Annotated in this window: 24 protein-coding genes; 11 read left to right on the top strand and 13 right to left on the bottom strand. The window is 66.9% G+C overall.

Annotation, left to right across the window (positions count from 1 at the left end):
* Positions 1–39: 39 nt before the first annotated feature.
* Positions 40–603, bottom strand: a complete 564-nt coding sequence (locus DW2_RS02125; RefSeq protein WP_051855155.1) for a peptidoglycan-binding domain-containing protein — start codon at positions 601–603, stop codon at positions 40–42.
* Positions 604–770: 167 nt separating this feature from the next.
* Here DW2_RS02125 and DW2_RS02120 point away from each other — a divergent pair, with 167 nt between their 5' ends.
* The 3 genes from DW2_RS02120 (at position 771) to purU (ending at position 2,863) form a co-directional block, all read left to right on the top strand.
* A complete protein-coding gene (locus tag DW2_RS02120) occupies positions 771–1,094 on the top strand; it encodes a 2Fe-2S iron-sulfur cluster-binding protein (RefSeq protein WP_038143081.1) in 324 nt (107 codons plus the stop codon).
* Positions 1,094–1,846 carry an FG-GAP repeat domain-containing protein gene (locus DW2_RS02115; RefSeq protein ID WP_051855153.1) on the top strand — a complete coding sequence of 251 codons (753 nt, stop codon included), beginning with the start codon at positions 1,094–1,096 and terminating at the stop codon, positions 1,844–1,846. The genes DW2_RS02120 and DW2_RS02115 overlap by 1 nt, the downstream gene beginning before the upstream one ends.
* A gap of 120 nt (positions 1,847–1,966) precedes the next feature.
* The gene (gene purU, locus DW2_RS02110) at positions 1,967–2,863 is read left to right on the top strand and encodes a formyltetrahydrofolate deformylase (protein WP_038143079.1); all 897 of its coding nucleotides are present in this window, start codon (positions 1,967–1,969) and stop codon (positions 2,861–2,863) included.
* On the opposite strand, the gene DW2_RS02105 is transcribed toward purU, so the two are convergent.
* Positions 2,864–3,400 (bottom strand): 5-formyltetrahydrofolate cyclo-ligase, encoded by a 537-nt coding sequence (locus DW2_RS02105; RefSeq protein WP_038143077.1) that lies wholly within the window; start codon positions 3,398–3,400, stop codon positions 2,864–2,866.
* Positions 3,397–4,782, bottom strand: a complete 1,386-nt coding sequence (gene mgtE, locus DW2_RS02100) for a magnesium transporter (protein ID WP_038143075.1) — start codon at positions 4,780–4,782, stop codon at positions 3,397–3,399. The genes DW2_RS02105 and mgtE overlap by 4 nt, the downstream gene beginning before the upstream one ends.
* Positions 4,783–4,928: 146 nt before the next feature.
* On the opposite strand from mgtE, the gene guaD reads away from it, so the two are divergent.
* Positions 4,929–6,212 (top strand): guanine deaminase, encoded by a 1,284-nt coding sequence (gene guaD, locus DW2_RS02095; protein ID WP_038143073.1) that lies wholly within the window; start codon positions 4,929–4,931, stop codon positions 6,210–6,212.
* A 62-nt stretch (positions 6,213–6,274) separates the two neighbouring features.
* On the opposite strand, the gene DW2_RS02090 is transcribed toward guaD, so the two are convergent.
* The 5 genes from DW2_RS02090 to DW2_RS02070 form a co-directional block, all read right to left on the bottom strand.
* Positions 6,275–7,612: an 8-oxoguanine deaminase gene (locus tag DW2_RS02090; RefSeq protein WP_038143071.1), complete on the bottom strand. Its 1,338-nt coding sequence runs from the start codon at positions 7,610–7,612 to the stop codon at positions 6,275–6,277.
* Between the two features lie 22 nt (positions 7,613–7,634).
* A complete protein-coding gene (locus DW2_RS02085; RefSeq protein WP_038143069.1) occupies positions 7,635–8,201 on the bottom strand; it encodes a peroxidase-related enzyme in 567 nt (188 codons plus the stop codon).
* Positions 8,202–8,269: 68 nt separating this feature from the next.
* On the bottom strand, positions 8,270–9,049 hold the full coding sequence (gene xth / locus DW2_RS02080; protein WP_038143066.1) for an exodeoxyribonuclease III: 780 nt from the start codon (positions 9,047–9,049) through the stop codon (positions 8,270–8,272).
* Positions 9,050–9,195: 146 nt separating this feature from the next.
* Positions 9,196–9,618 (bottom strand): OsmC family protein, encoded by a 423-nt coding sequence (locus DW2_RS02075; RefSeq protein ID WP_038143063.1) that lies wholly within the window; start codon positions 9,616–9,618, stop codon positions 9,196–9,198.
* A gap of 60 nt (positions 9,619–9,678) precedes the next feature.
* Positions 9,679–10,890, bottom strand: coding sequence for a deoxyguanosinetriphosphate triphosphohydrolase (locus DW2_RS02070; RefSeq protein WP_038143060.1), 1,212 nt, complete (start codon positions 10,888–10,890; stop codon positions 9,679–9,681).
* 92 nt (positions 10,891–10,982) lie between these two features.
* Here DW2_RS02070 and DW2_RS02065 point away from each other — a divergent pair, with 92 nt between their 5' ends.
* Positions 10,983–11,312, top strand: coding sequence for a HesB/IscA family protein (locus DW2_RS02065; RefSeq protein ID WP_038143057.1), 330 nt, complete (start codon positions 10,983–10,985; stop codon positions 11,310–11,312).
* Between the two features lie 115 nt (positions 11,313–11,427).
* Here the strand turns inward: DW2_RS02065 and DW2_RS18925 are convergent, their stop codons facing one another.
* Genes DW2_RS18925 through DW2_RS02050 form a run of 3 tightly spaced genes read right to left on the bottom strand, consistent with a single transcriptional unit; the run spans position 11,428 to position 14,110 of the window.
* Positions 11,428–11,895 (bottom strand): DUF6869 domain-containing protein, encoded by a 468-nt coding sequence (locus DW2_RS18925; RefSeq protein WP_051855149.1) that lies wholly within the window; start codon positions 11,893–11,895, stop codon positions 11,428–11,430.
* Positions 11,892–12,518, bottom strand: coding sequence for a hypothetical protein (locus tag DW2_RS02055; RefSeq protein ID WP_038143055.1), 627 nt, complete (start codon positions 12,516–12,518; stop codon positions 11,892–11,894). The genes DW2_RS18925 and DW2_RS02055 overlap by 4 nt, the downstream gene beginning before the upstream one ends.
* A complete protein-coding gene (locus DW2_RS02050) occupies positions 12,515–14,110 on the bottom strand; it encodes a peptide chain release factor 3 (RefSeq protein WP_038143052.1) in 1,596 nt (531 codons plus the stop codon). Before DW2_RS02050 ends, DW2_RS02055 begins: the two co-directional genes overlap by 4 nt.
* A gap of 275 nt (positions 14,111–14,385) precedes the next feature.
* Between DW2_RS02050 and DW2_RS18920 the strand changes: the two genes are divergently transcribed.
* The 4 genes from DW2_RS18920 (at position 14,386) to DW2_RS02030 (ending at position 18,190) form a co-directional block, all read left to right on the top strand.
* Positions 14,386–15,108, top strand: a complete 723-nt coding sequence (locus tag DW2_RS18920; RefSeq protein ID WP_051855146.1) for a hypothetical protein — start codon at positions 14,386–14,388, stop codon at positions 15,106–15,108.
* Positions 15,105–15,899: a hypothetical protein gene (locus tag DW2_RS02040; RefSeq protein ID WP_038143050.1), complete on the top strand. Its 795-nt coding sequence runs from the start codon at positions 15,105–15,107 to the stop codon at positions 15,897–15,899. Before DW2_RS18920 ends, DW2_RS02040 begins: the two co-directional genes overlap by 4 nt.
* Before the next feature lie 355 nt (positions 15,900–16,254).
* Positions 16,255–17,718: an alpha,alpha-trehalose-phosphate synthase (UDP-forming) gene (locus DW2_RS02035; protein WP_081874803.1), complete on the top strand. Its 1,464-nt coding sequence runs from the start codon at positions 16,255–16,257 to the stop codon at positions 17,716–17,718.
* A gap of 4 nt (positions 17,719–17,722) precedes the next feature.
* The gene (locus DW2_RS02030; RefSeq protein WP_156102850.1) at positions 17,723–18,190 is read left to right on the top strand and encodes a hypothetical protein; all 468 of its coding nucleotides are present in this window, start codon (positions 17,723–17,725) and stop codon (positions 18,188–18,190) included.
* Positions 18,191–18,346: 156 nt separating this feature from the next.
* Here the strand turns inward: DW2_RS02030 and DW2_RS02025 are convergent, their stop codons facing one another.
* Positions 18,347–20,344: a DEAD/DEAH box helicase gene (locus tag DW2_RS02025; RefSeq protein ID WP_038143046.1), complete on the bottom strand. Its 1,998-nt coding sequence runs from the start codon at positions 20,342–20,344 to the stop codon at positions 18,347–18,349.
* Positions 20,345–20,602: 258 nt separating this feature from the next.
* On the opposite strand from DW2_RS02025, the gene DW2_RS02020 reads away from it, so the two are divergent.
* Positions 20,603–21,346 (top strand): alpha/beta hydrolase, encoded by a 744-nt coding sequence (locus tag DW2_RS02020; protein ID WP_038143043.1) that lies wholly within the window; start codon positions 20,603–20,605, stop codon positions 21,344–21,346.
* Positions 21,347–21,440: 94 nt separating this feature from the next.
* Positions 21,441–22,151: an alpha/beta fold hydrolase gene (locus tag DW2_RS02015; protein ID WP_038143041.1), complete on the top strand. Its 711-nt coding sequence runs from the start codon at positions 21,441–21,443 to the stop codon at positions 22,149–22,151.
* 54 nt (positions 22,152–22,205) lie between these two features.
* On the opposite strand, the gene phaZ is transcribed toward DW2_RS02015, so the two are convergent.
* On the bottom strand, positions 22,206–23,519 hold the full coding sequence (gene phaZ / locus DW2_RS02010) for a polyhydroxyalkanoate depolymerase (RefSeq protein WP_051855144.1): 1,314 nt from the start codon (positions 23,517–23,519) through the stop codon (positions 22,206–22,208).
* Between the last annotated feature and the right edge of the window lie 74 nt (positions 23,520–23,593).

Below are 23,593 nucleotides of genomic sequence, written 5' to 3'. Positions count from 1 at the left end.
GACTGGAGGGCGCGGGGCATTGCAAGACGTCAGCCCCGGTCACGGCGTCCAGATATAGAGGCCCAGCTCCTGCGCGGCGCGCACCGAGAGGGTCGGGCTGTCGAGCCCGCGCGGTTTCTGATAGGCGGCAATCGCGCGGCCCGTCGCCGGATCGAGCTTGCCGTCCGCCGCCCCCGAATAGAGCCCGCGCGCCCCGAGCGCGCGCTGCACCATCGCGACGAAGGCGGGGGTGAGATCGCTCGAGCAGATCGCGGGGAAATAGCGCGCCGATCCCGCCTCGACGATGCGCTGCGCATCCACTTCGCGATAGATCGCGGGCTGGGTCACCTCGCCGGTCTTCGGGTCGCGCTGCTCGGGCACGACCTGAACCTGTTGCGTGACCGTCTCGACCGTCGCGGGGGCCTTGAGTTCAGCATAACAGCCCTGCGTGCCCTGCGCCGGGGGCGTCTTTACCAGAACCCGCGCAAGCGTGCGCTCGGGCGCGGGCCGTGCGCCCTGGGGGGGCGTGCCGCGGGCGGGCTCGGGCTGACAGCCCGCAAGCGCGAGCGCAGCGGCCAGGACGAGCCCCGCCGTTCCGAATAGTCTGACGCCGCGATCTGCCACCGGTCTCTCCGCCTGCATGCCCCGCGAGATTAGCGAAACCGCGCGCGGCAGCAATCCCCGGTCGCGCGATCGGCGATCCGCCTCTGGTCAAACCGCGCAAAGGTGCTTAGATCGGGGGCGTCCGGCCCCGGCCGGGCAGGGAAATTGCGACGGAGGGGCCCAAGCCCATGGCGAAGATCACTTATGTCGAAGCGAACGGAACGCGTCACGAGATCGACGTGAAGCCCGGCATGACCGTGATGGAAGGCGCGCGCGACAATGGCGTGCCCGGCATCGACGCGGATTGCGGCGGCGCCTGCGCCTGCTCGACCTGCCATGTCTATGTCGACAAGGACTGGGTGGATCGCCTCCCGCCGAGAGACCCGATGGAAGAGGACATGCTCGATTTCGCCTGGGAACCCGATCCGGTGAAGTCGCGGCTGACCTGCCAGATCAAGGTCACCGACGCGCTCGACGGGCTCGTGGTCAACATCCCCGAAAAGCAGATCTGATGCGGGCGCGTCCGGTGATCCTCGCGCTTGCGCTGATCGCCGCCGCCCTGCCCGCGCGCGCCGCCCCCGAGGTGAGCGCGCATTTCGCCGCGCCGACCGACCGCTATGGGCATGGCGCGCTCGGGCCCGAGCACGAATTCGCGAAGCTCGTGGTGACGGTGACGCGGCCCGGCTCCGGTCCTTCCCCGGCGGTCGAGCGCAAGAGCTACACGATCACCGCCGCCGCCGACATGGTGTTCGAGGATACCGCACCGCGCCTTGCCGATCTCGACGGAGACGGGTTCGAGGAGGTGATCGTGGTGGAATCGAGCCTCACCAAGGGCTCGCGCGTCGCGGTCTTCGGCCTCGCCACGGGCGCGCCGACGCGGATCGCGGCGACCGAATTCGTGGGCGAGCCCAACCATTGGCTGGCCCCGATCGGCATCGCCGATCTCGACGGCAACGGAGAGCCCGACCTCGCCCTGATCGACGCGCCGCACCGGCTCGGCATCCTGCGGATCTACGCCTTCCGCGACGGGGCGCTGCACCAGATCTACCAGGGCGGCCGGCTGAGCAATCACCATTACGGCGCGTCCCGGATCCTCGGCGGGATCCGCGATTGCGGATCGGGGCCGCAGATGGTGGTGGCCCGCTTCGACTGGGGCCGGTTCTATGCCCTGCGCCTTTCCGCGGACGGGCGCGTGTTCCAGACCGATCTCGGACGCGATACCTCGTCGGCCGCCTTCGACGCCGCGCGCGCCTGCAAGATCTGATCCCGTCGTCTTTGCTCCGGCCCAAGTCGCTTTCGCCTCAGCCGGTTTCGCGACAAAGCCGGATTGTGCCCCCAGCCGCCGCGCGCTAAGCCATCGCGCAGGAATGCGAAAGGACCGAACATGACCCAGACCGCCAACGCCTATGTTCTCACCGTCGCCTGCTCCTCCACGCGGGGTATCGTCGCGGGCATCGCGAATGCGCTGGCCGATCAGGGCTGCAACATCACCGACTCGCATCAATATGACGACCCGAAGACGGGACGCTTCTTCATGCGGGTCAGCTTCGTGTCGGAAAAAGGCGCCGATGCCGCGCAGATCCGCGCCGCCTTCGAGCCCGTCGCGCAGGAATTCGCGATGGACTGGGCGGTGCGCGATGCGACCGAGAAGATGAAGGTCCTGCTGATGGTCTCGAATTTCGGCCATTGCCTCAACGACCTGCTCTATCGCTGGCGCATCGGCGCGCTGCCGATCGAGATCGTGGGCGTGGTCTCGAACCACATGACCTATCAGAAGGTGGTCGTGAACCACGACCTGCCCTTCCACCACATCAAGGTGACGAAGGAGAACAAGCCCGAGGCCGAGAAGCGGTTGATGGATGTGGTCGAGGAAAGCGGCGCCGAGCTTGTCGTTCTGGCGCGCTACATGCAGATCCTTTCGGATGCGCTGTGCCAGAAGATGTCGGGCAAGATCATCAACATTCACCATTCCTTCCTGCCGAGTTTCAAGGGCGCGAACCCCTACAAGCAGGCCTATGAGCGCGGCGTGAAGCTGATCGGGGCGACCTCGCATTACGTCACCGCCGATCTCGACGAAGGCCCGATCATCGAGCAGGACACGGTGCGCGTCACCCATGCGCAGAGCCCCGAGGATTACGTCTCGCTCGGCCGCGATGTCGAGGCGCAGGTTCTGGCGCGGGCGATCCACGCCCATGTGCAGCACCGGGTCTTTCTCAATGGCAACAAGACGGTGGTCTTCCCGGCCTCGCCCGGCGCCTATGCCTCCGAGCGGATGGGCTGATCAGAAGCGCAGGACGCCCGCTTCGGTCACGATCAGGTCGAGAGGCTGGTCGGTGGGCTCGGTGGGCACCTCTCCCACTTCCTGCGCCGCGAAGGCGAAGCCGATCGCGGTGACAGGTCCGCGGGCGCGCAGCCGCTCCAGCGTCCGGTCGTAGAAGCCCCCGCCATAGCCCAGCCGGTAGCCGCGCGTATCGAAGGCCAGAAGCGGCACGATCAACACCTCGGGAATGACCTCTTCGGCTTGCGCGGGGACATGGGCGCCGAAGACGCCCTCGATCATCGGTGCGCCCGGTGACCAGCGGTGGAATTCGAGCGGACGCCCCTGCCCCACCACCACCGGCAGGCAGAGCGGACCGCCATGCGCCTCCATGGCCGGACGCGGATCGGGCTCGGTGCGGATCGGCCAGTACCCCGCGAGCACCCTGCCCGCATAAGGCTCGAGCACCGCGGTCAGCGCCCGCGTGGCCGCCCCGTCGTCGGAAGCATGTGCGGCCTTGCGCGCGGCGAAGGCGGCCTTGCGCGCCAGATCCTTGCTCATAGCAGGATCAGCGACGCGAGCCCGAGGAAGGAGAAGAAACCGACCACGTCGGTCACCGTCGTGACGAAGGTGCCCGAGGCCAGGGCCGGGTCCGCCCCCACCTTCTCGAGCGTGAGCGGCACGAGGATCCCCGCGAAGGCCGCGACCGAGAGGTTGATCAGCATCGCGAGCGCGATCACCACGCCCAGCTGCGCCCCGCTGAACCAGAAGGACGCGACGACCCCCATCACCACCGCGAAGGCGAGCCCGTTGAGCATCCCCACGATCACCTCGCGCCGCACGACGCGCCAGACGTTGCTCTCCGTGAGGTTCTTGGTGGCGAGTGCGCGCACCGCGACGGTCAGCGTCTGCGTTCCCGCATTGCCGCCCATCGAGGCCACGATCGGCATCAGGACCGCGAGCGCGACGAGCTTCTGGATCGTGCCCTCGAAGACCGCGATCACCGCCGAGGCGAGAATTGCGGTGAGCAGGTTGACGAAAAGCCAGGGCAGGCGCTGACGGACGGTTTCGAGCACGGTATCGGAGATCGAGGATTCCTCGCCCACGCCGGCGAGGCGCAGGATGTCCTCCTCGTGCTCCTCGTCGAGCACCGACATCGCATCGTCGATGGTGATGACGCCGACCAGCCGGTCATCCTCGTCCACGACGGGCGCCGAGATCAGGTGATACTGGTTGAACGCATAGGCCACGTCGCCCTCGTCCTGATAGGCCGAGATGGTGCGGAATTCGTCCTCGCAGATATCGACCAGTTTCGAGGCACGCGGCGCCGAGAGGATCCGGCCCAGCGTCACGTTTCCGATCGGGTGGTGGCCGGGATCGACGAGGGTGACGTGATAGAACTGGTCCGGCAGCCATTCGGCCTTGCGCAGGAAGTCGATCGTCTCGCCCACCGTCCAGTGCTCGGGCGCGGTCACGACCTCGCGCTGCATCAGGCGGCCGGCGGAGTATTCGGGATAGGCGAGCGACTTCTCGACCGCGACCCTGTCGGGTTCGTCGAGCGCGTCGAGGATCGCCTCCTGCTGCGGCTCCTCGAGATCCTCGATCAGGTCGACGACGTCATCGGAATCGAGTTCGCGCACCGCGTCGGCAAGCACGTCCGGCGGCAGGCTCGCGAGCACTTCCTCGCGGATCCCCTCGTCGATCTCGGTCAGGATCTCGCCGTCGATCTCGCGGCCCCAGAGCCGCAGGATCGCGCGCCGCTCATGGCCCGAAATCTGTTCGAGAAGGTCGGCGATATCGGCCGCGTGCAGCGGCTCGAGCAATTCGCTCAGCCGCGCGGCATCCTCCTGCTCCGTGGCATCGAGAATCGCCTCGACCAACTCGCCGTCGAGCCGGTAATCCTCTTCTTCGCGTTCCGTCTCTTCGGCTTGTGCTTCGGCCATGTCGCCCTCATTCCGATCGCGCTTGAACCATATCCGAATTCACCGCGAGGGACAGGGGGCGGGGGCGAAAAAACATGTACGTGACGGCAGAGATTTACCTTCACATCGCCGCGCCCTAGCATGACGTTTCGGACAGGAGAAAGAGCATGGTCGCGCTGCATCTGGGGCAGACACTCGAATATCGCGGCGATCCCTTCGTGGAAGGCCCCGCGGCGGTCGTTCATCGGCGCCGGGGTGCGATCGCGGTCGCGGATGGGATGATCGTGGCGGTGGACGAGGCCGACAAGCTGCGCGCGGCTCATCCGCAGGCCGACATCACCGATCACGGCGATCACCTGCTCTCGCCCGGTTTCGTCGACGCCCATGTCCATTACCCGCAGACCGCGATCATCGCGAGCTGGGGCAAGCGGCTCATCGACTGGCTCAACCATTACACCTTCCCCGAGGAGATCTCCTTCGCCGATCCCGCCCAGGCGTCCGAGATCGCCGATCGCTATCTTGACCTCGCCTTGGCGAACGGCACGAGTTCGATGTGCAGCTACTGCACGATCCATCCCGGCAGCGTCGACGCCTTCTTCTCCGCCGCGAAGGCGCGCGGGATGCGCGTCGCGGCAGGCAAGACCTGCATGGACCGCAACGCCCCCGACGGTCTGCGCGACACGCCGCGCAGCGCCTATGAGCAGTCGAAGGCGCTGCTCGAGCGCTGGCACGGGGTGGACCGGCTTTCCTACGTGATCACGCCGCGCTTCTCGCCGACCTCCTCGGCCGACCAGCTCGCCGCGCTCGGCGCGCTCTGGAGCGAGCATCCCGACTGCCTGATGCAGACCCATCTGAGCGAACAGGTGGACGAGGTGGCCTGGGTGCGCGAGCTCTATCCCGCCGCGCGCGACTATCTCGACACCTACGAGACCTACGGGCTGCTCGGACCGAACGCGCTCTACGGGCACGCGATCCATCTCGAGCCGCGCGAGGCCGAGCGGATCGCCGAGACCGGCGCGGCGCTGATCCATTGCCCGACCTCGAACAGCTTCATCGGCTCGGGGCTGTTCGACTGGCCCAAACGGCTGGGCGAGCGCCAGCGGATCGGGCTTGCGACCGATACCGGCGGCGGGTCGAGCTTCTCGATGCTGCGCACGATGGCCGCGGCCTATGAGGTGGGGCAACTGACCCACCAGCCGCTTCACCCCGCGCAGCTGTGGTGGCTCGCGACGCAGGGCTCGGCCCGCGCGATGCGGATGGAGGAGCGGATCGGCGCGCTCGCCCCCGGCATGGAAGCCGACTTCATCGCCGTCGATCTCGCCTCGACCCCGGCCATCACGCAGCGCGCCGAGCGCGCCGAAGATATCTGGGAAGCCGTCTTCCCGACGATCATGATGGGCGATGACCGGGCGATCGCGGGTGTCTGGATCGGCGGAGCGCGCGCGCTGTGATCCCGCCCCCCGGGGGTTTCACACCCCCGGACCCCCGTGGGGTATTTCCCTCAAGGTGAAGATCAGCCCATCAGCTTGGCCGCGAGGCGGGATTGGGTCTCGATCACGCGTGGCAGGTCGATCGTGGCGATCTGCCCGTCGCGCACCACCTGCCGCCCTTCCACGAAGAGGTGCTTTGCCTTCGGCGGGCCGCACAGGACGAGCGCCGCGACCGGATCCCAGGCGCCCGCCGCCTCGAGCCCCGACACATCCCAGATCGCCAGATCGGCGCGCTTTCCCGGCTCGAGCGAGCCGCAATCGGGCCGCCCCAGCACCTGCGCACCGCCCAGCGTGGCGATCTCCAGCGCCTCGCGCGCGGCCATCGCATCCGCGCCGTTCCGCACCCTTTGCAGCAGCATCGCCATGCGTGCCTCGCCGATCAGGGACCCCGCATCATTGCTGGCCGAGCCATCGACCCCGAGCGCAACCTTCACGCCCGCATCGCGCATCGCGCGCACCGGGGCGATCCCCGATCCGAGGCGGCAATTCGAGCAGGGACAATGGGCGACGCCGGTGCGGGTGGAGGCGAAAAGGTCGATCTCGGCGCGGTCCAGCTTCACGCAATGCGCGTGCCAGACATCCTCGCCCGTCCAGCCCAGGTCTTCTGCATATTGCCCCGGGCGGCAGCCGAATTGCGCGAGCGAATAGGCGATATCCTCATCGTTCTCCGCCAGATGGGTGTGCAGCATCACCCCCTTGTCGCGCGCCAGAAGCGCTGCGTCGCGCATCAATTCGCGCGAGACCGAGAAGGGCGAACAGGGCGCGACGCCGACCCGGCACATCGACCCTTCCGCCGGATCGTGGAACGCGTCGATCACCCGGATGCAGTCCTCGAGGATCGCGTCTTCGCGCTCGACGAGACTGTCGGGCGGCAGGCCTCCCGCGCTCTCGCCGATCGACATCGCGCCGCGGGTGGGATGAAAGCGAAGTCCCAGCTCGGACGCGGCGTGGATCGTGTCCTCGAGCCGCGCGCCGTTCGGGTAGAGATAGAGGTGATCCGAGCTCAGCGTGCAGCCGCTCAGCGCGAGTTCTGCCAGTCCCACCAGCGCCGAGACTCGGAGGTCCTCCGGGCCCATGCGCGCCCAGATCGGGTAGAGCGTCTGCAGCCAGCCGAAGAGAAGCGCATCCTGCCCCCCCGGCACGGCGCGGGTGAGCGTCTGGTAGAGATGGTGATGGGTATTCACCAGACCGGGCGTGACGACGCAGCCCTGCGCCTCGATCACCTCGCCCGCGCAGTCCAGCCCCGGCCCCATCGCCGCGATCCGACCGTCGCGGAGCAGCAGGTCCGCGCCTTTGAGTTCGCGCCGCGCCCCGTCCATCGTGACGACGACCTCGGCGCCCCGGATCAGTGTCTCGCCCATCTCTGCCTTTCTTGTATCCGGCTCAGCGCCCCATCGCGTAGAATTCCGCATTGGGCGGGATCGCGGCCATGTTCACCAGCCGGTTCGACAGCGCGAAGAAGGCCGCGATCGCGCCGATATCCCAGATATCGTCCTCGCTGAAGCCATGAGCGCGCAACTCCTCGTAATCACTCTCTTCCACCTCCTGCGCGCGCAACGCCACCTTCATCGCGAAATCGAGCATCGCGCGCTGGCGCGGAGTGATCGGGGCCTTGCGGTAATTCACCGCGACCTGATCGGCGATCAGCGGATTCTTGGCGCGGATCCGCAGGATCGCCCCATGCGCGATCACGCAATACTGGCACTCGTTCGCGGCCGAGGTGGCCACCACGATCATCTCGCGTTCGGCCACGGTGAGGTTGCCGGGCCGCTCCATCAGCGCGTCGTGATAGGCGAAGAAGGCGCGGAATTCGTCGGGTCGATGCGCCAGCGCGAGAAAGATATTGGGGATGAAGCCCGCCTTTTCCTGAACCGCCTCGATCCGGGCGCGGATATCCTCGGGCATGTCTTCGAGCGCGGGCACCGTGTGCCGGCTGATCTGATCTTGCATGATGTCTCCTCCTTGCCGGCGATGCTGCGTCGGCGCGCGGGAGGATGCAAGCCGCGAGACGCGGGCGCTCAGGCGGCGAGGTCGATCCAGACCGGGACGTGATCGGAGGGTTTCTCGCGGCCGCGGATCTCCTTGTCGATCCCGACCTCGCGCAACAGGTCCGCCGCCTGCGGCGAGAGCAGCAGATGGTCGATCCGGATCCCGTTGTTCCGCTGCCAGGCCCCCGCCTGGTAATCCCAGAAGGAATAATGGCCCGGTCCCTGCACGCGGGCGCGGAAGGCCTCGGTGAAGCCGAGATTGAGGATCCGGCGGAACGCTTCGCGGCTTTGCGGCAAGGCGAGTGCGTCGTCGCGCCAGGCTTCCGGTTTCGCGGCATCCTCGTCCTGCGGGATGATGTTGTAATCGCCCGCCATCACGACCGGCTCCTCGGTCGCGAGAAGCGCTTCGGCACGGGTCTTCATCCGCTCCATCCAGGCGAGCTTGTAGTCGTATTTCGGCCCCGGCGCGGGGTTGCCATTGGGCAGGTAGAGCCCGCACAGGCGCACCGCGCGTTCGCCCACCACCGTTGCCTCGATCCAGCGCGCCTGCTCGTCCTCGTCATCGCCGGGCAGGCCCCGGGTGACATCCTCGAGCGGCAGTTTCGAGAGGATCGCGACGCCGTTGAAGCCCTTCTGGCCGTGGGTCTCGACCTGATATCCGAGCTCTTCGAACAGCTCGCGCGGGAAAGCCTCGTCGACCGACTTGATCTCCTGCAGGAGCACCACCTCGGGCTCGGCCTCCTTGAGCCAGTCGACCAGCGCCTGATGGCGGGCCTTGATGCCGTTGATGTTGAAACTGGCGATTTTCATGCTCGGCTCCGGCTTGGGTCTGGGACGGGTGTAGCGTCAAGGCGGGCCGGGAGACAAGGCCTCGGGCCAGGATAGCCCTTGCAGGGAAATGCGGTGGCGCAAAGAAAAAGCGCCCCGCAGGGCGCCTTTCCGCGTGTTTTTCTGTCTCAGTTGATCGTCAGCTCGAGCGTGATCTCGCAATCGAGCAGTTTCGAGATCGGGCAGCCCGCCTTGGCCTCTTCCGCCGCCTTGCGGATCGCTGCTTCGTCGCCGGTGCCCGAGACATGCGTCGCCAGCGCGGATTTCTTGACCGCGAACCCCTCGCCCTCCTTGTCGAGCGAGACTTCGGCCTTGGTGTCGATGACGATGTCGCTGATGCCGGCCTGTTCGAGCCCGAGCGAGAGCGCCATCGAGAAACAGGCGGCGTGGGCGGCGCCGATCAGCTCTTCGGGGTTCGAGCCCGGCTTGCCCTCGAAGCGGGTGGCGAAGCCGTAGGGCTGATCCTCGAGCGCCCCGCTCTCCGTCGAAATCGTGCCCTTGCCGTCCTTGATCGGTCCTTCCCAATGGGCGGATGCGTGCTTGCGGATCATCGGCTTCCCTCCTGTTCGTTGTCCACCGGGGACAACGGCAAGAGGGCCGGACTTGTTCCCTCAGACGGTCCGGCCGATCAGCCGATCGTATTCCTGGATCGCGAAACGGTCGGTCATTCCCGCGACGTAATCAAGCACGACCCGTGCGAGCGCCTCCTTCGCCTCGGGCCGGGTGCGGTCGCCGCCCGCGATCCGGGCCTTCGACACCTCGTCCTGCCATTCCTCGGGCAGAAGCTCGGGGCGTTCCATGAACAGCGGGAAGAGCGCGTTGACCATCGCGGTCACCCGCTTGCGCTCGACCACCACCGAGGGCGCACGATACATGCGCTGGAACAGGAACTGCTTGAGCACCTTGAGGTTCTGGTAGAGCGGTTTCGAGAAGCGGATGATCGGCCCGTCCATCTGGCGGATGTCATCGACGGATTGCGGCCCGAGCGAGGTCAACCGGTTCTCCGCCACATGGATCACGTCCTCGACCATCACGCCGAAGACCCGTCGCAGGGCCTCGTGCTGGCGGCGCGTCGGGTCCAGCCCCGGATGCAGCCGGTCCACCTCGGCGAAACACTCGCCGATCATCGGCAGCTCGCACAGGTCATCCTCGGTGAAGAGCCCCGCGCGCAGGCCGTCGTGAAGGTCATGGTGATTGTAGGCCACGTCATCGGCCACCGCCGCCACCTGCGCCTCGGCGCTGGCATTGGTCTCGAGCTCCAGATCCCACTCGGCATCGACCTCGGCCAGCGCATAGGGAAGCTGGTCGCGCGTCGGGAAGGAATGCGACCCGCCCGTATCCGAGATCGCGGGCCCGTTATGCTTGGCGATCCCCTCGAGCGTCTCCCATGTCAGGTTGAGCCCGTCGAAGCCTGCGTAATGCTTCTCGAGCTTGGTCACGATCCGCAGCGCCTGGGCGTTGTGATCGAAACCGCCGTATGGCGCCATCAGCTCGGCCAGCGCATCCTCGCCGGTATGGCCGAAGGGCGGGTGGCCGAGATCATGGGCGAGCGCCACGGCCTCGGCGAGATCGGTATTGAGCCCGAGCGCGCCCGCGATCGTGCGCGCCACCTGCGCCACCTCGATCGTGTGCGTCAGCCGCGTGCGGTAGTAATCGCCCTCGTGTTCGACGAAGACCTGCGTCTTGTGCTTGAGCCGGCGAAAGGCCGAGGAATGGATGATCCGGTCCCGGTCGCGCTGGAACGGCGAGCGGAAGGTGGACATGCTTTCGGGATGAAGCCGCCCGCGGCTCTCGCCGGGCTGGCAGGCATAGGGTTTGAGCACAGAAAACCTCGTCTTGTCGGCGCGCCGTGCCCCTCCTATATCTCGGATAAGACGGAATTACAGGCCCCGCGAGGGGATGAAAGGTGGATCCGATGCAATTGCCCCCGAAAGTGACCGAACGCGCTTTCGCCCGCCTCGCCGAGATCAATGCCGAGCGTACGCCGCCGCAGGCGCTGCGGGTGGCGGTCGAGGGCGGTGGCTGCTCGGGTTTTCAATATGACATCAAGCTCGAGGATACGCCCGCGAGCGACGACATCGTTCTCGAAGGGGCGGGCCAGAAGGTGTTGATCGACCCGGTCTCCCTGCCCTTCCTCGAAAACGCGGTGATCGACTTCACCGAGGAACTGATCGGCGCGCGTTTCGTGGTGGAGAACCCGAACGCCACCAGCTCCTGCGGTTGCGGCGTCTCGTTCTCGATGTAAGCGCCCCGGACGGGCCGGGACCGCTCCGCGGGGGGTATTTCGGTCTAGGTGAAGCGAGGCCGCGGCCCCTCACCCTTCCTTGGATACATGGCGGAGACGTTCTTCGGGGATCGGTTCACCGCGAGGGAAGCGGGCCGCCCATGTCGATGCCGCTATCCATCGCGAGCGCCCGCGCCTTCTCGATGCGTGCCCAGAGCGCTGTGTCGCCCTCGTCCTGCGGCCACACGCCGGTCAGCGCGAAGCGGAAGCGCGCGGAATGGCGTGCCTCGCGCTCGATCCGGTCGATGAAATCGGCGCCGTGATCGGCGATCAGATCCTCGAGCGGCCCCGCGGCCAGCATCACCACCTGCCAGACCGTCTCGGCCCCGGCCAGCGCCTTGCGGATGAAGGCCCAAAGCTCCTCGGGATATTCGCGCAACTCATAAACGCAGAGCACCGACCAGGGGAAATCCTCCCCTTCGGGTTCCTGCGCATTGTCGGCCAGCCAGAGCGCCACCAGCGCCTCCACCGTGCGCACATCCTCGGGCGCATTGGCCTCGTTGCACAGGACGGAGACGAGCTCGGGGGGGAGGGGCGTGGTCATGGGGCCGAATTCTCCAGCGAAGGATGGGGGATGGGGCTGTAGCCCGCACGCAGGACGGCAAGCGTCGCCGCCGGGGTGAGCACGGTGATCGCGCCGCGCGGCAACGCCAAGGCTGCCCGATATCCGTCGCGATGCCAAGGACGAAGCGCCCCCGCCCAGACCAGCATGGGGCGTCCCTCGATCAAGGCCATCGCGCCGTCGGGCAGATCCCGGGCCGAGACTTCATGGCGACGCTGGCCGCCCCCGGTCACGCCGTCCAGCCGGTCGGCATGGAGTGTCCGGTCAAGTTCCGCCGCGCTCGGCCGGTCTCCGAAGGCATGCTCCCAAGCAGCCCGGAAGCGCAGGTAATCCCCGCGCCGGCACTCGGCGCAAGGGCGATGCCCGACCGCAAGCGCCGTCGCCTCGTCGAGGAAGAACAGCTCGGTATAGCGACCCGGCACCATCAGCGTGCGCCTGCGCCCCTTGAAGGACAGACGGCAGGTGATCCAGTTGCGGTGCCTCCAGCGGGCGCGGCCCAATCTCCGCGCCGCATCGTGAAGACAGCCGCGATTGCCCATCAGGGTCCCGCGAAAGGGTTCCGCCACGATCTCTCCCGTGGGCAGAACCCGGTTCTGCAGGGTCACTGCATCATCTCCTTGGTCGCGCTCAGCGTCACGCCCTCATAGTCGCGCTCGACCCGGTCGATGTCCCATTGCAGGCGGGTCAGGAACACCACGTCGCCGTCATGGTCGTAGGAGATGTGCTGCTTGTTCGCGTTCAACAGCTTCTCGACCGCCGCCTTGTCGCCCTGCACCCAGCGGGCAGAGGTGAACTGCGACGTCTCGAAGCGCACGGGAATGCCGTATTCCAGCTCGATCCGGCTTGCCAGCACGTCGAATTGCAGCGCGCCCACGACGCCGACGATGAAGCCCGAGCCGATTGCGGGCTTGAACACCTTGGCGGCCCCTTCCTCGGCGAATTGCATCAGCGCCTTTTCCAGATGCTTGCCCTTCATCGGGTCGGTCGCGCGCACCGATTGCAGCAGTTCGGGAGCGAAGCTCGGAATGCCGGTGAAGCGCAGGCTCTCGCCCTCAGTCAGCGCATCGCCGATGCGCAGCTGGCCGTGGTTCGGGATGCCGATGATGTCGCCGCCCCAGGCCTCTTCGGCCAGCTCGCGGTCGGCGGCGAGGAACAGCACGGGGTTCGACACCGCCATCGGCTTTTTCGAGCGCACATGGAACAGCTTCTGCCCGCGGGTGAAATGGCCCGAGACGAGACGCACGAAGGCCACCCGGTCGCGGTGCTTGGGGTCCATGTTGGCCTGCACCTTGAAGACGAAGCCGCTCACCTTCTTTTCCTCGGGCGCCACGTCGCGCTCGGCGGTCTTGAACACTTCCGGCTCGGGGCCGAACTCGCCGATCCCGTCCATCAGTTCCTTCACCCCGAAGGAGTTGATCGCCGAGCCGAACCAGATCGGCGTCAGATGCCCTTCGAGGAAGCTCTGGCGATCGAAGGCGGGCAGCAGCTCGCGCGCCATCTCGACCTCTTCGCGCAGCTTCTCGAGCATATCGGCGGGCACGTGTTCGGCCAGTTTCGGATCGTCGAGGCCGGAGATCTTGATCGACTCGGCCACCTTGTTGCGATCGGCCCGGTCCATCAGCTCGAGCCGGTCATGCAGCATGTCGTAGCAGCCGAGGAACTCGCGGCCCATCCCGATCGGCCAGCTCGCGGGCGCCACGTCGATCGCGAGGTTTTCCTGGATCTCGTCGATGATCTCGAACGTGTCGCGGCTTTCGCGGTCCATCTTGTTACAGAAGGTCAGGATCGGCAGGTCGCGCAACCGGCAGACCTCGAAGAGCTTGCGGGTCTGGCTTTCCACGCCCTTTGCGCCGTCGATCACCATGATCGCGGCATCCACGGCGGTGAGCGTCCGGTAGGTGTCTTCGGAGAAATCCGAGTGGCCGGGCGTATCGACGAGGTTGTAGCGGAAATCGCGATACTCGAACGACATGGCCGAGGCCGAGACCGAGATCCCGCGATCCTGTTCGAGCTTCATGAAGTCCGAGCGCGTGCGCCGCGCCTCGCCCTTGGCCCGCACCTGCCCCGCCATCTGGATCGCACCGCCGAAAAGCAGGAACTTCTCGGTCAGCGTGGTCTTGCCCGCATCCGGGTGCGAGATGATCGCGAAGGTGCGGCGACGGGCGATTTCGGGCGGGAGGGCGGGACGGTTGCTCATGCGCGCCCGTTTATCCTGCCCGAACGCGCCATGCAATCGGCGATGGAGGCGTGGCCCCCCGGAACGCGAGCGCGGTCTCCCCCGGTGATGTTAGCGCAAGCCCGCAGACGGGGCGGCCTCGATGGGCCCGAGACACCGCTGGGGGCCCCACACGGTGGCCGGAGGGAGCGGGGCAAGATGGGCCGCAACGCCCTCGAAGGCGGCATTTCTTTCCTCGAAGACGGACCCGGTGGCACGGCACCGCGTTGGCCTTGCGACTAACCTTTGGAGGACCCTTGAGCTGGCTCGTGGACAACAGGGAGATCATCGGCCTCGCGGTGCAGAGCGTCACCGCGATGGTCTGGGTCGTCTATCTGCAACTGCTGCTGAGCAATTTTCGCCGCGAGCGACGCTCGAAGATCCTGATCACCCGGGTCGCGGGCGGGCATGAACATGGTCACCTGATGGTGGGCAACATGGGCGCCGAGCCGATCTTCGTGAAAGCGGTGCTGGCCGATCTCGAGGTCGACGGCCAGACCTATCACTCGATCGCCAACGATTCCGGCGGGTTCGCACCGTTCACCGACGACGATCCGAGCCGCTCGATCAAGGGGCCGCTCAAATCCGCGGATTATCGCGACCTCGGCCGGATCTCGGATCTGGTGAAGATCGCCTACGATCTTGCCGATATCCCCAAATCGGCGCATCAGATCGAGGCGGTGGTGGTCACCGTGCTCGCGGAAAGCAGCCGCGACGGGGTGCTGGTCGCGGGCCGGCAATGTTTCGACGTCTATCACGGCCGCGGGCATATGCGCTTCTTCCCGCGCAACGCCTCGACGCTGCAATTGCGCAGCTTCCGCAAACGCCGCGAACTGGCGCGCAGGATGGATGAGATGCTGGCGCAGGAGGCCAAGGCCTTCCTGCAGGGCGAGGACGGGAAGCGGCCGAAACGTGGCGCCGATCTGGGGCAGATCGGGCGGAGCGAGGAGGCGCGCGCCGAGGCAGAGGTGGCGCGATGACGCTCCTCGGCCTTCTCGGCGCCGCGATCGTCCTTGTCACCTTCTGGGACATCATGATGTCGGCGCTCAGGGCGGGCACGGCCGGCCCGCTCGCGCCGCGCATGGCGCGGGCGATGTTCGCGGCGATGCGCCCCTTCGCCCACCATCGCTTCGCCCACCGCATCTGCGGACCGCTGTCGATATCGAGCGTCGGCGCGATGTGGATCGCGTTGCTGCTGCTGGGCTGGAGCCTCGTCTTCGCCTCCGCACCCGGCGCGGTGGTCGAAACCGCGGACAAGACCGCCACCGGCCCGCTCGGCCGCATAGCCTTCGTCGGCCATCTGCTGGGCACTTTGGGCGGCGGGCTCAATGAAGCAGGCGGTCAGGGTTGGGGGCTCGTCTCGGCGCTTGCGGGCGTGTGCGGGATGATCGTCCTGACGCTGTCGGTGAGCTTCGTCTACTCCACGACGCAGGCCGTGGCCTCTTCCCGCGCGGTGATGGCGCTCGCGGAGGTGCATCCGCCCGGGTCGGAACATTTCTCGCAAGTGTTTCTGCCCCAGCTCGGGACGATGGTGGCGCAATTCAAATCCATCCCCTTCGCGCTCCATTTCAGCACCGAACGGGAGCGACGGCGGGTGCCGCGCGGGCTGTGGCGGCTGCGCCATGACGCACGGCTCACCTCGGATCAGCGCGAGAGCCTCGATATCCTTCTGCACGAATTGCCCGGGCTCGAGAGCGCTCCGGAAGAAGGGTTCGACGAGACATTGCGCACATGGGCACGGCAATACGATCTCGGACCGCGCGATTTCTGAGGCATCGACCGCAGGGGATCCGCGCCGCGCTTAAACGCCTCATCGCCACGCCTTGAGATGGCGGCGGGGTGGCGAGAGGATCTCGGGCGAAGCGCCATGTCGCGTGAACGCAACGGCGCTCCGTCCCCTCAAATGGCATCATCGGCCAGGTGAAACGGCACCCCGGACCCGCTGCGGGAAGGTGAAAATTTCGCCCTCGAGTTGTCTTAGGTTAATGACTTTTACTTTTTTCGACTCGCGCCCCGGATTCGGTCAAATCCGCAGGAACTGGCGTCGAAGATCCGGCGTTACGGCCCCGGAATATCCATAAAGACAAGCGTCTTTCCCCACCGCATTTTAGGAGGGCTGTCCGTCCATGCCTGCTCGGCTCGTCGTTGTTTCCAATCGTATTCCCACCGGAGGCGCCCCGTCGGGCGGGCTCGTCGTGGCGCTTGACGAAGCGCTGCGGGAAAAGGGCGGCATCTGGATCGGGGCGCATCCCGAAACAGGGCCGGAAGAGGAGGCGCTGACCGATCTCGGGGGCGACGCCTACCGCCGGCTCGGCTTCCGCCTGAGCGAGGCGGATCGCGAGAATTACTATCTCGGTTTCGCCAATTCGGTGCTCTGGCCGCTCTCGCATCACCGCACCGATCTCGTCGACACGAACCGCGCCTTCACCGAAGCCTATGCCCGGGTCAATCGCCGCCTCGCGCAGCAGATGGCCGAGGTCATCGCGCCCGACGACCTGATCTGGGTTCATGACTATCACTTCTTCCCGCTCGCGCAGGAGCTGCGCAAGCTGGGCGTGACGAACCGGATCGGTTTCTTCCTGCATATTCCCTTCCCCAACATCACCGATCTCGCGGTGCTGCCCGATCCGCCCGCCTTCGCCGGCTGGCTCGCGCATTACGACCTGGTGGGGTTGCAGACCCGCGCCGATGTCGCGCGGTGCCTCGAGATGTTCCGGGCCACGCCGCAGGCGGAGCATCTTCGCGGCGGCACGATCAAGTTCGGCGCGCATGAGGTGGCGATCCGGTCCTTCCCGATCGGCATCTCGGTCGAGGCCTTCACGCAGGCGGCACAAGGCGGCGCTCCGGCCCTGATGCAGGACGGATGCGGCGACGCCTATGTCATCGGGGTCGACCGGCTCGATTACTCCAAGGGGTTGCCGAACCGGTTTCGCGCCTATGAGCGCTATCTGGAGCGTTTCGGACCCGATCCGCGCATCTCGCTGGTGCAGATCGCGCCGCCCTCCCGCGAAGGGGTGAAGGCCTATCGCGAGATCACCCATGAGCTCGAACATATCGCGGGCCAGGTGAACGGTCGTTTCGGCGAGGTGCACTGGGCGCCGATCCGCTTCCTTCATCGGCCGGTCCCGCGCGACGAGGTCGCGGGATTGCTGCGCGGCGCCCGGGCCTGTCTGGTGACCGCGCTCGCGGACGGGATGAACCTCGTGGCGAAGGAATATGTCGCCGCGCAGGCCCCGGAAGACCCGGGCGTGCTGATCCTGTCGCGTTTCGCCGGCGCGGCCGAGGACATGACCGAGGCGCTCCTGGTCAACCCCCATGACTGCGACGAGGTGGCCGAGGCGATCCACCGCGCCCTGACGATGCCGCTTTCGGAGCGGCGCGCGCGATATCGCGCCTGCATGGACGTGGTCGAAGCAACCGATGTGGGCGATTGGGCGCGTCGTTTCCTCGATCGCCTCGCCGCATGCCCCCCCACCCTGTCGGTGGCGGGCAAACCCGTGGATGTCGCCCTGCGCGCGCTCGGGGGAGATAGTTCGCAAAACCGGGCCCGCGCCGGATATCCTGACGCCGTCCCCACTGAGGAGGCTTGACATGATGCACGACCCGAAAATCCAGTCCCCGAGCGAGGGGGCGCTCGTCCTTGCTATTCACCCCGAATGCTGCACCCTCGATCTCGACAGCGATCTTGCCCAGGCGCTCAAGGGGGACCGGGCGCATCTGGTATGCCTGTCCCATAACGGGATGGGGCGCAGCGACATCCTGGACCGTCTCGCGCGCCACGGGGCATCGCCGCTTTGCACCTCGTTCCTGACCTATGAGATGGAGCAGCTCAGCGACCCCGACGAGCATTGCGCGATCGCCCATGTGCTGTCCTACATCATGCGCGCGCATGAGCTGCGCAAGATCCTGATCGCCGCACATATCCCCGACGGCGACACGTCAGCGGCCGTGGAGGCGATCGCCGGGTATCTCTCGCGGATCACCGGGGCGACGGTGCTGCGTCACGGCGCCTTGCCGGTCACTCCGGTCGCCAACCGGCCCCCTATCGAACCGGCCCGGTAACCCCTGCGCGATCATTCTTCGCCCAGGGCATTCGTTAAGTGATTTGATCTGATCTTTCCCGCGTGCCCGTCCGTTGGGGCGCGCACTGCACGAGCGCTCCGCCCCGCAAGGTCAGGGACCATGCGGGGCGGTCGTGATCGGCGCTCTCGCGTGATCTCAGCCCTTGCGGCGCGGCGGCTTCGGCCCGTCAGCGGAGGGAGCGGAGAACTTGCGCCCCTCGCCCGACTTGCCCTTGGCAGGCTTGCTCGAAGCCGATTTCTTCGCGGCGAACTTGCCCTTCGTCACTGGTTTCTTGCCCGGTTTCGGGCCGCGCTTGGGTTCATATTTGGCCGCACGCTTCTTCGCATGACCCTGCCCTTCGGCGGGTGCAGCCTCGTCATCGGGGCGCCAGCCGGCCGAACCCGCCTTGTCGCGGCGGGGTTTGGCCTCGTCATGACCGGGCTCGTCCCGTTTCGTCCAAGCTTTCCCGCCCGTGGACGGCTTGCCCTGCTCCGAGCCATCCTTCCGGGTCGCGGGCGCGCCATCGCGGCCGGTCCGGTGCTGCCCTTTCTCGGGTCGGGGCTTGCGGGGGGCACGGGCGAAGTCGGGCGGCCCGTCGAGCGCGGAGGCGGTCATCCCGTCCGATATCTCCCCGTCCGGCCCAATTGCCTTCATGAATTGCGCCACGCTGCTTTCCGCGATCTCGACGAAGGTCTCGGACTGCTGCACGCGGATCGCACCGATCGCGGCTTTCTCGAGATCCGCCGCCCGGCGCAGCAGCGGCAACAGCCAGCGCGGCTCCGCGCGGTCATCGCGCCCGACCGAGAGGGAGAACCAACGGCTCGGCCCGAACTCCTTGCGTTCGGAGACACCCTTGGTATCGGGCGGCAGAAGCTCCTCGGGGGCGGCGTGGCGCGACTGGTGCAGGCGCAGGAAAGCCGCGGCGACCGCCTCGGCCCCGTGCCGCTCGAGCAGTTTCTGCGCGAAGGCCGCCTGATCCTCGGTGATCGGTTCGCGCCAGGCGGGATCGGTCAGGAGCCGCTCCTCGTCGCGCGCGATGATCTCGTCCGCCGAGGGCGGGACTGTCCATTCGGCGTTGATCTTCGCGAATTTCAGCAGACGCTCGGCGCGTTTTGTCATCCGGGGCGGCACGATCAGCGCCGAGACACCCTTGCGCCCGGCACGGCCGGTGCGGCCCGAGCGGTGCAGCAGGCTTTCGGTGTTCTGCGGCAGATCGGCATGGATCACGAGGTTGAGGTTCGGCAGGTCGATCCCGCGCGCGGCCACATCGGTCGCCACGCAGACCCGGGCCCGCCCGTCGCGCATCGCCTGAAGCGCATGGCTGCGCTCGGACTGGCTGAGCTCACCCGAAAGCGTCACCACCGGCAGGCCGCGATTGGACAGCCGCGCCGTGAGATGGTTCACCTGCGCCCGCGTATTGGCGAAGACGATCGCGCTCTCCTCCTCGTGGAAGCGCAGCAGGTTGAAGATCGCGTGGTCGCTGTCGGAGGCCGCGACGCGCAGTGCCTTGTAGCTGATATCTGCGTGCTGCTGGGCCTTGTTGATCGTCGAGATCCGGCGCGCGTCGCGCTGGAACTGCTCGGCGAGCTTGGCGATCATCGGCGAGACGGTGGCCGAGAACAGCAGGGTCCGGCGCTCGGCCGGGGCAGCGCCGAGAATGAATTCCAGATCCTCGCGGAAGCCCAGATCGAGCATCTCGTCGGCCTCGTCGAGAACGACGGCGCGAATGTCGCTCAGATCCAGCGATGCGCGGCGGATATGGTCGCTCAGACGCCCCGGCGTCCCCACCACGATATGCGCGCCGCGTTCGAGCGTGCGCCGCTCCTGGCGCATGTCCATCCCGCCCACGCAGGAACTCACGATCGCGCCGGTCTTTGCGTAAAGCCAGCGCAGTTCCTGCATCACCTGGAAGGCCAGTTCGCGGGTCGGCGCCACGACGAGGGCAAGCGGCGTCGCGGCCGAGCCGAAGTGATCGTCCTCGCCCAGAAGCGTCGGGGCGATGGCAAGGCCGAACCCCACCGTCTTGCCCGACCCCGTCTGCGCCGAGACCAGCAGGTCCGCGTTTCCGAGATCAGGCGCGGTCACCGCCTCCTGAACGGGGGTAAGGGTTTCATAGCCGCGCTCGGCAAGCGCCGCGGAGAGGGGAGTGATCATGAGGTCGAGAATCCAAGGGGGAGGTAAGAGGGTCGTACGGTTGCCCGCGCAACGAGGAAGCCGCCTTCTTAGCGGGCCGGGCAGCAAATGTATATCCGCAAATCGCCGGATACTGCAAAACCTGCAGGAAATTCACGCAATCTGAGCCGGGAACCGCTCGCCGGGAACCGCCTGCCGCACGCCCGGCGCAGGGTCGGGGCGTCTTGAGGCCCCGCGCATGGACCGATAGGTTGGGGCAAACCGAGAAGGGGAGCCGCCATGACCGAATATCTCGAGACGCCCGAAGGCCGCCGCATCGCCTATAACCGCACCCCCGGAACGGGGCCGGGCGTGGTCTTTCTCGGCGGTTTCAAGTCGGACATGGAGGGCACCAAGGCGCTCGCGCTCGAGGAATGGGCCAAGCGCACGGGCCGCGCCTTCCTGCGCTTCGACTATTCCGGGCACGGCGTCTCGGATGGCAGGTTCGAGGATGGCGCGATCGGCGACTGGTTCGAGGATGCGCGCGACACGATCGCGGCGCTCACCGAGGGGCCGCAGATCCTCGTGGGCTCGTCGATGGGCGGCTGGATCTCGCTCCTGATGGCGCGCGAACATCCCGAAAAGGTGGCCGGTCTCGTGACCATCGCCGCGGCCCCCGATTTCACCGAGGACGGCTATTGGGCAAGCTTCGACAAGGAGACGCGCCACCGTCTCGAAAGCGAAGGCTCGGTCGCGGTGCCCTCGGATTATGGCGCGCCCTATATCATCACCCGCCGCCTCATCAACGAGGGGCGCGAGCGACTGGTCCTGCGCACCCCGCTCGCGCTGCCCTTCCCCACGCGCTTCCTGCAAGGCACGGCCGACGACGCGGTGAGTACCGAGACCGCGATCCGGCTCCTCGATCATGCCGAGGGCCCGGATATGCGTCTCACCCTCGTGAAAGGGGCGGATCACCGCTTCTCGGATCCCGACTGCCTGACGCTGATCGAGACCGCGCTCGGCGAGGTGATCGAGCGGCTTTGAGCCGCGCCCCCGGTTTTCGATTTGCCAGCCCCGCAGGCTTGCGGCACACTCGACCCAACAGAGCGCCTAAGCGCCGTGAATGAGGTTTCGAGCCATGCCTAGCGCCCCGCTGGTCTTCCTGCCCGGTTTCATGTGTGATGCCCGGCTGTTCTGGCACCCGCTCCAGGAATTGTCCGCCCAACGCAGCGTGATGGTGGCCCGGCTCCGGGGCACCAGCATCGAGGAGATGGCCGAGGCGGTGCTGGAGGAGGCCCCTGCCCGCTTCGCGCTGGCCGGGCATTGGCTGGGCGGCATCGTCGCGATCGAGATCCTGCGCCGCGCGCCCGAACGCGTCAGCCAGATCGCGTTGATCGACGTCTCGCCGCTTCCCGAAACCCCGCAGGTCGCCGCGATGCGCGAGACCCGGATCGTGGGCGCGCGCACGGGGCGGCTCGACGAGGTGATGCTCGACGAGATCCCCGCCGAAACCCTCGCCCCCGGCCCCGAACGCGCGCATGCGCAGGCCCTGCTTCTGGAGATGGCGGCGGCGCTCGGCCCCGAGGCTTTCGCCGCGCAGTCGCGCGCGCTGATGCGCAGGCCCGACCTGCAGCGCACCTTGCGCAATTCGAAGGTCCGGGCCCTGCTGATGTGCGGCGAATTCGACCGGATCTGCCCGCCCCGGCGGCACGAGTTCCTCGCCGAGCTGATGCCGCATGCCGAATACCGGATGATCCTGGGCGCAGGCCATCTGAGCCCGCTGGAGCAGCCCGAGAAGGTCACGCAAGGTCTGCGGGACTGGCTGGAGGCGCCGCTTCTGCTCGCGTGAAACGCAAAAAGGCGCGAGGTTTCCCCCGCGCCCTTGTCTTCAGATCCACGCCGCTCAGGAGGCTTCGGCCTGTTTCACCCGCTTCTTGCGGATCGGGGTGACGGTCGCGGCTTGCACCTTCGCGCCGGGCACCGGGTTGTCGGCATTCTCGTCGATGAATTCGAGCACCAGCGGGCGGATGTTGTTGCGCCAGTGCGAGCCCGCGAAGATGCCGTAATGGCCCGCATCGGGTTCGAGATGCTGCTGCTTCATCGACTCGGGGACGCCGGTGCACAGATCGAGCGCCGCCACGCATTGGCCGGGCGCCGAGATGTCGTCCTTCTCGCCCTCGACGGTCTTCACCGCCACCGCGGTGATCTTGCCGATATCGACGGGCTTGCCCGCGACCACGAACTGGTTCTGCGCGATCTCGAGCCCCTTGAAGACCCGCTCCACGGTCGAGAGGTAGAACTCGGCCGTCATGTCCATCACCGCGAGATACTCGTCGTAGAAACGGTAATGCTTGTCATGATCGGAGCCCTCGCCCGTCGCTTCCTTCCAGATCTTGTCCTGGAAGGCCTGGGCGTGCTTGTCCATGTTCATCGAGATGAAGGAGGCGAGCTGCATCAGGCCCGGATAGACCAGACGGCCCGCGCCCTTGAATTTGAAGCCGACGCGCTGGATCACCATCTGCTCGAGCTGGCCCATCGTCACGCGGCGTCCGAAATCGGTCACCTCGGTCGCCGCGGCGTCGGGGTCGATCGGGCCGCCGATCAGGGTCAGCGTGCGGGGCTGGGCCGCGGGTTCCTCCTCGGCGAGATAGGCGGTCGCGGCCAGAGCGAGCGGCGCGGGCTGGCACACCGCGATCACGTTGATGTCGGGGCCCAGCGCCTTCATGAAATCGACAAGGTAAAGGGTGTAGTCCTCGATATCGAACTTGCCCATCGAGACGGGAATGTCGCGCGCGTTATGCCAATCGGTGACCCAGACATCGGCATCGGGAAGCAGCGAGGCCACGGTCGAGCGCAGAAGGGTCGCGTAATGGCCCGACATAGGCGCAACCAGCAGGATCCGGCGCGCCATCGGCTCGCGGCCCTGCACGTTGAAGCGGATCAGGCTGCCGAAGGGCTTGTCGAGAACGCTCTCGACCTCGACGAGGTGATCGCGGCCATCCTCGGCCGTGACCGCATGGATCCCCCAGTCGGGCTTGATCACCATGCGCGCGAAGGAACGCTCGGTCACCCGCCCCCAGGCCGACATGATCTTGAACATCGGGTGCGGCGCCAGTCCCCAGACCGGATAGGAGGCCATGGCGCGTGCCGAAGCTCCCATCCACTCGTTCGTATTCCTGAAGGTCTCCATCAGGTCGTAGGACATGATTGTCTTCATCGTGACTCCTCGGGAGGGCTGGCAGGTCTGCGCCTGGCGCTTGGCAATCGCCGCTTTACCCAAGGATGGCGGCA

The organism is Thioclava atlantica (assembly GCF_000737065.1).
GTDB lineage: Bacteria > Pseudomonadota > Alphaproteobacteria > Rhodobacterales > Rhodobacteraceae > Thioclava > Thioclava atlantica.
The sequence above is the reverse complement of the archived record's forward strand: the minus strand, read 5'-3'. Positions and strand labels throughout refer to the sequence as shown.

Excerpts from the sequence above, each read along its gene's own strand:
- phaZ (WP_051855144.1), bottom strand. The coding sequence starts at position 23,519 with ATGAAGACAATCATGTCCTACGACCTGATGGAGACCTTCAGGAATACG.
- DW2_RS02050 (WP_038143052.1), bottom strand. The coding sequence starts at position 14,110 with ATGAGCAACCGTCCCGCCCTCCCGCCCGAAATCGCCCGTCGCCGCACC.
- xth (WP_038143066.1), bottom strand. The coding sequence starts at position 9,049 with ATGAAAATCGCCAGTTTCAACATCAACGGCATCAAGGCCCGCCATCAG.
- DW2_RS02120 (WP_038143081.1), top strand. The coding sequence starts at position 771 with ATGGCGAAGATCACTTATGTCGAAGCGAACGGAACGCGTCACGAGATC.
- DW2_RS02065 (WP_038143057.1), top strand. The coding sequence starts at position 10,983 with ATGCAATTGCCCCCGAAAGTGACCGAACGCGCTTTCGCCCGCCTCGCC.
- DW2_RS02035 (WP_081874803.1), top strand. The coding sequence starts at position 16,255 with ATGCCTGCTCGGCTCGTCGTTGTTTCCAATCGTATTCCCACCGGAGGC.
- DW2_RS02030 (WP_156102850.1), top strand. The coding sequence starts at position 17,723 with ATGCACGACCCGAAAATCCAGTCCCCGAGCGAGGGGGCGCTCGTCCTT.
- DW2_RS02085 (WP_038143069.1), bottom strand. The coding sequence starts at position 8,201 with ATGCAAGATCAGATCAGCCGGCACACGGTGCCCGCGCTCGAAGACATG.
- guaD (WP_038143073.1), top strand. The coding sequence starts at position 4,929 with ATGGTCGCGCTGCATCTGGGGCAGACACTCGAATATCGCGGCGATCCC.
- DW2_RS02020 (WP_038143043.1), top strand. The coding sequence starts at position 20,603 with ATGACCGAATATCTCGAGACGCCCGAAGGCCGCCGCATCGCCTATAAC.
- DW2_RS02025 (WP_038143046.1), bottom strand. The coding sequence starts at position 20,344 with ATGATCACTCCCCTCTCCGCGGCGCTTGCCGAGCGCGGCTATGAAACC.
- DW2_RS02015 (WP_038143041.1), top strand. The coding sequence starts at position 21,441 with ATGCCTAGCGCCCCGCTGGTCTTCCTGCCCGGTTTCATGTGTGATGCC.
- DW2_RS02090 (WP_038143071.1), bottom strand. The coding sequence starts at position 7,612 with ATGGGCGAGACACTGATCCGGGGCGCCGAGGTCGTCGTCACGATGGAC.
- mgtE (WP_038143075.1), bottom strand. The coding sequence starts at position 4,782 with ATGGCCGAAGCACAAGCCGAAGAGACGGAACGCGAAGAAGAGGATTAC.
- DW2_RS02075 (WP_038143063.1), bottom strand. The coding sequence starts at position 9,618 with ATGATCCGCAAGCACGCATCCGCCCATTGGGAAGGACCGATCAAGGAC.
- DW2_RS18925 (WP_051855149.1), bottom strand. The coding sequence starts at position 11,895 with ATGACCACGCCCCTCCCCCCCGAGCTCGTCTCCGTCCTGTGCAACGAG.
- DW2_RS02115 (WP_051855153.1), top strand. The coding sequence starts at position 1,094 with ATGCGGGCGCGTCCGGTGATCCTCGCGCTTGCGCTGATCGCCGCCGCC.
- purU (WP_038143079.1), top strand. The coding sequence starts at position 1,967 with ATGACCCAGACCGCCAACGCCTATGTTCTCACCGTCGCCTGCTCCTCC.
- DW2_RS02040 (WP_038143050.1), top strand. The coding sequence starts at position 15,105 with ATGACGCTCCTCGGCCTTCTCGGCGCCGCGATCGTCCTTGTCACCTTC.
- DW2_RS02105 (WP_038143077.1), bottom strand. The coding sequence starts at position 3,400 with ATGAGCAAGGATCTGGCGCGCAAGGCCGCCTTCGCCGCGCGCAAGGCC.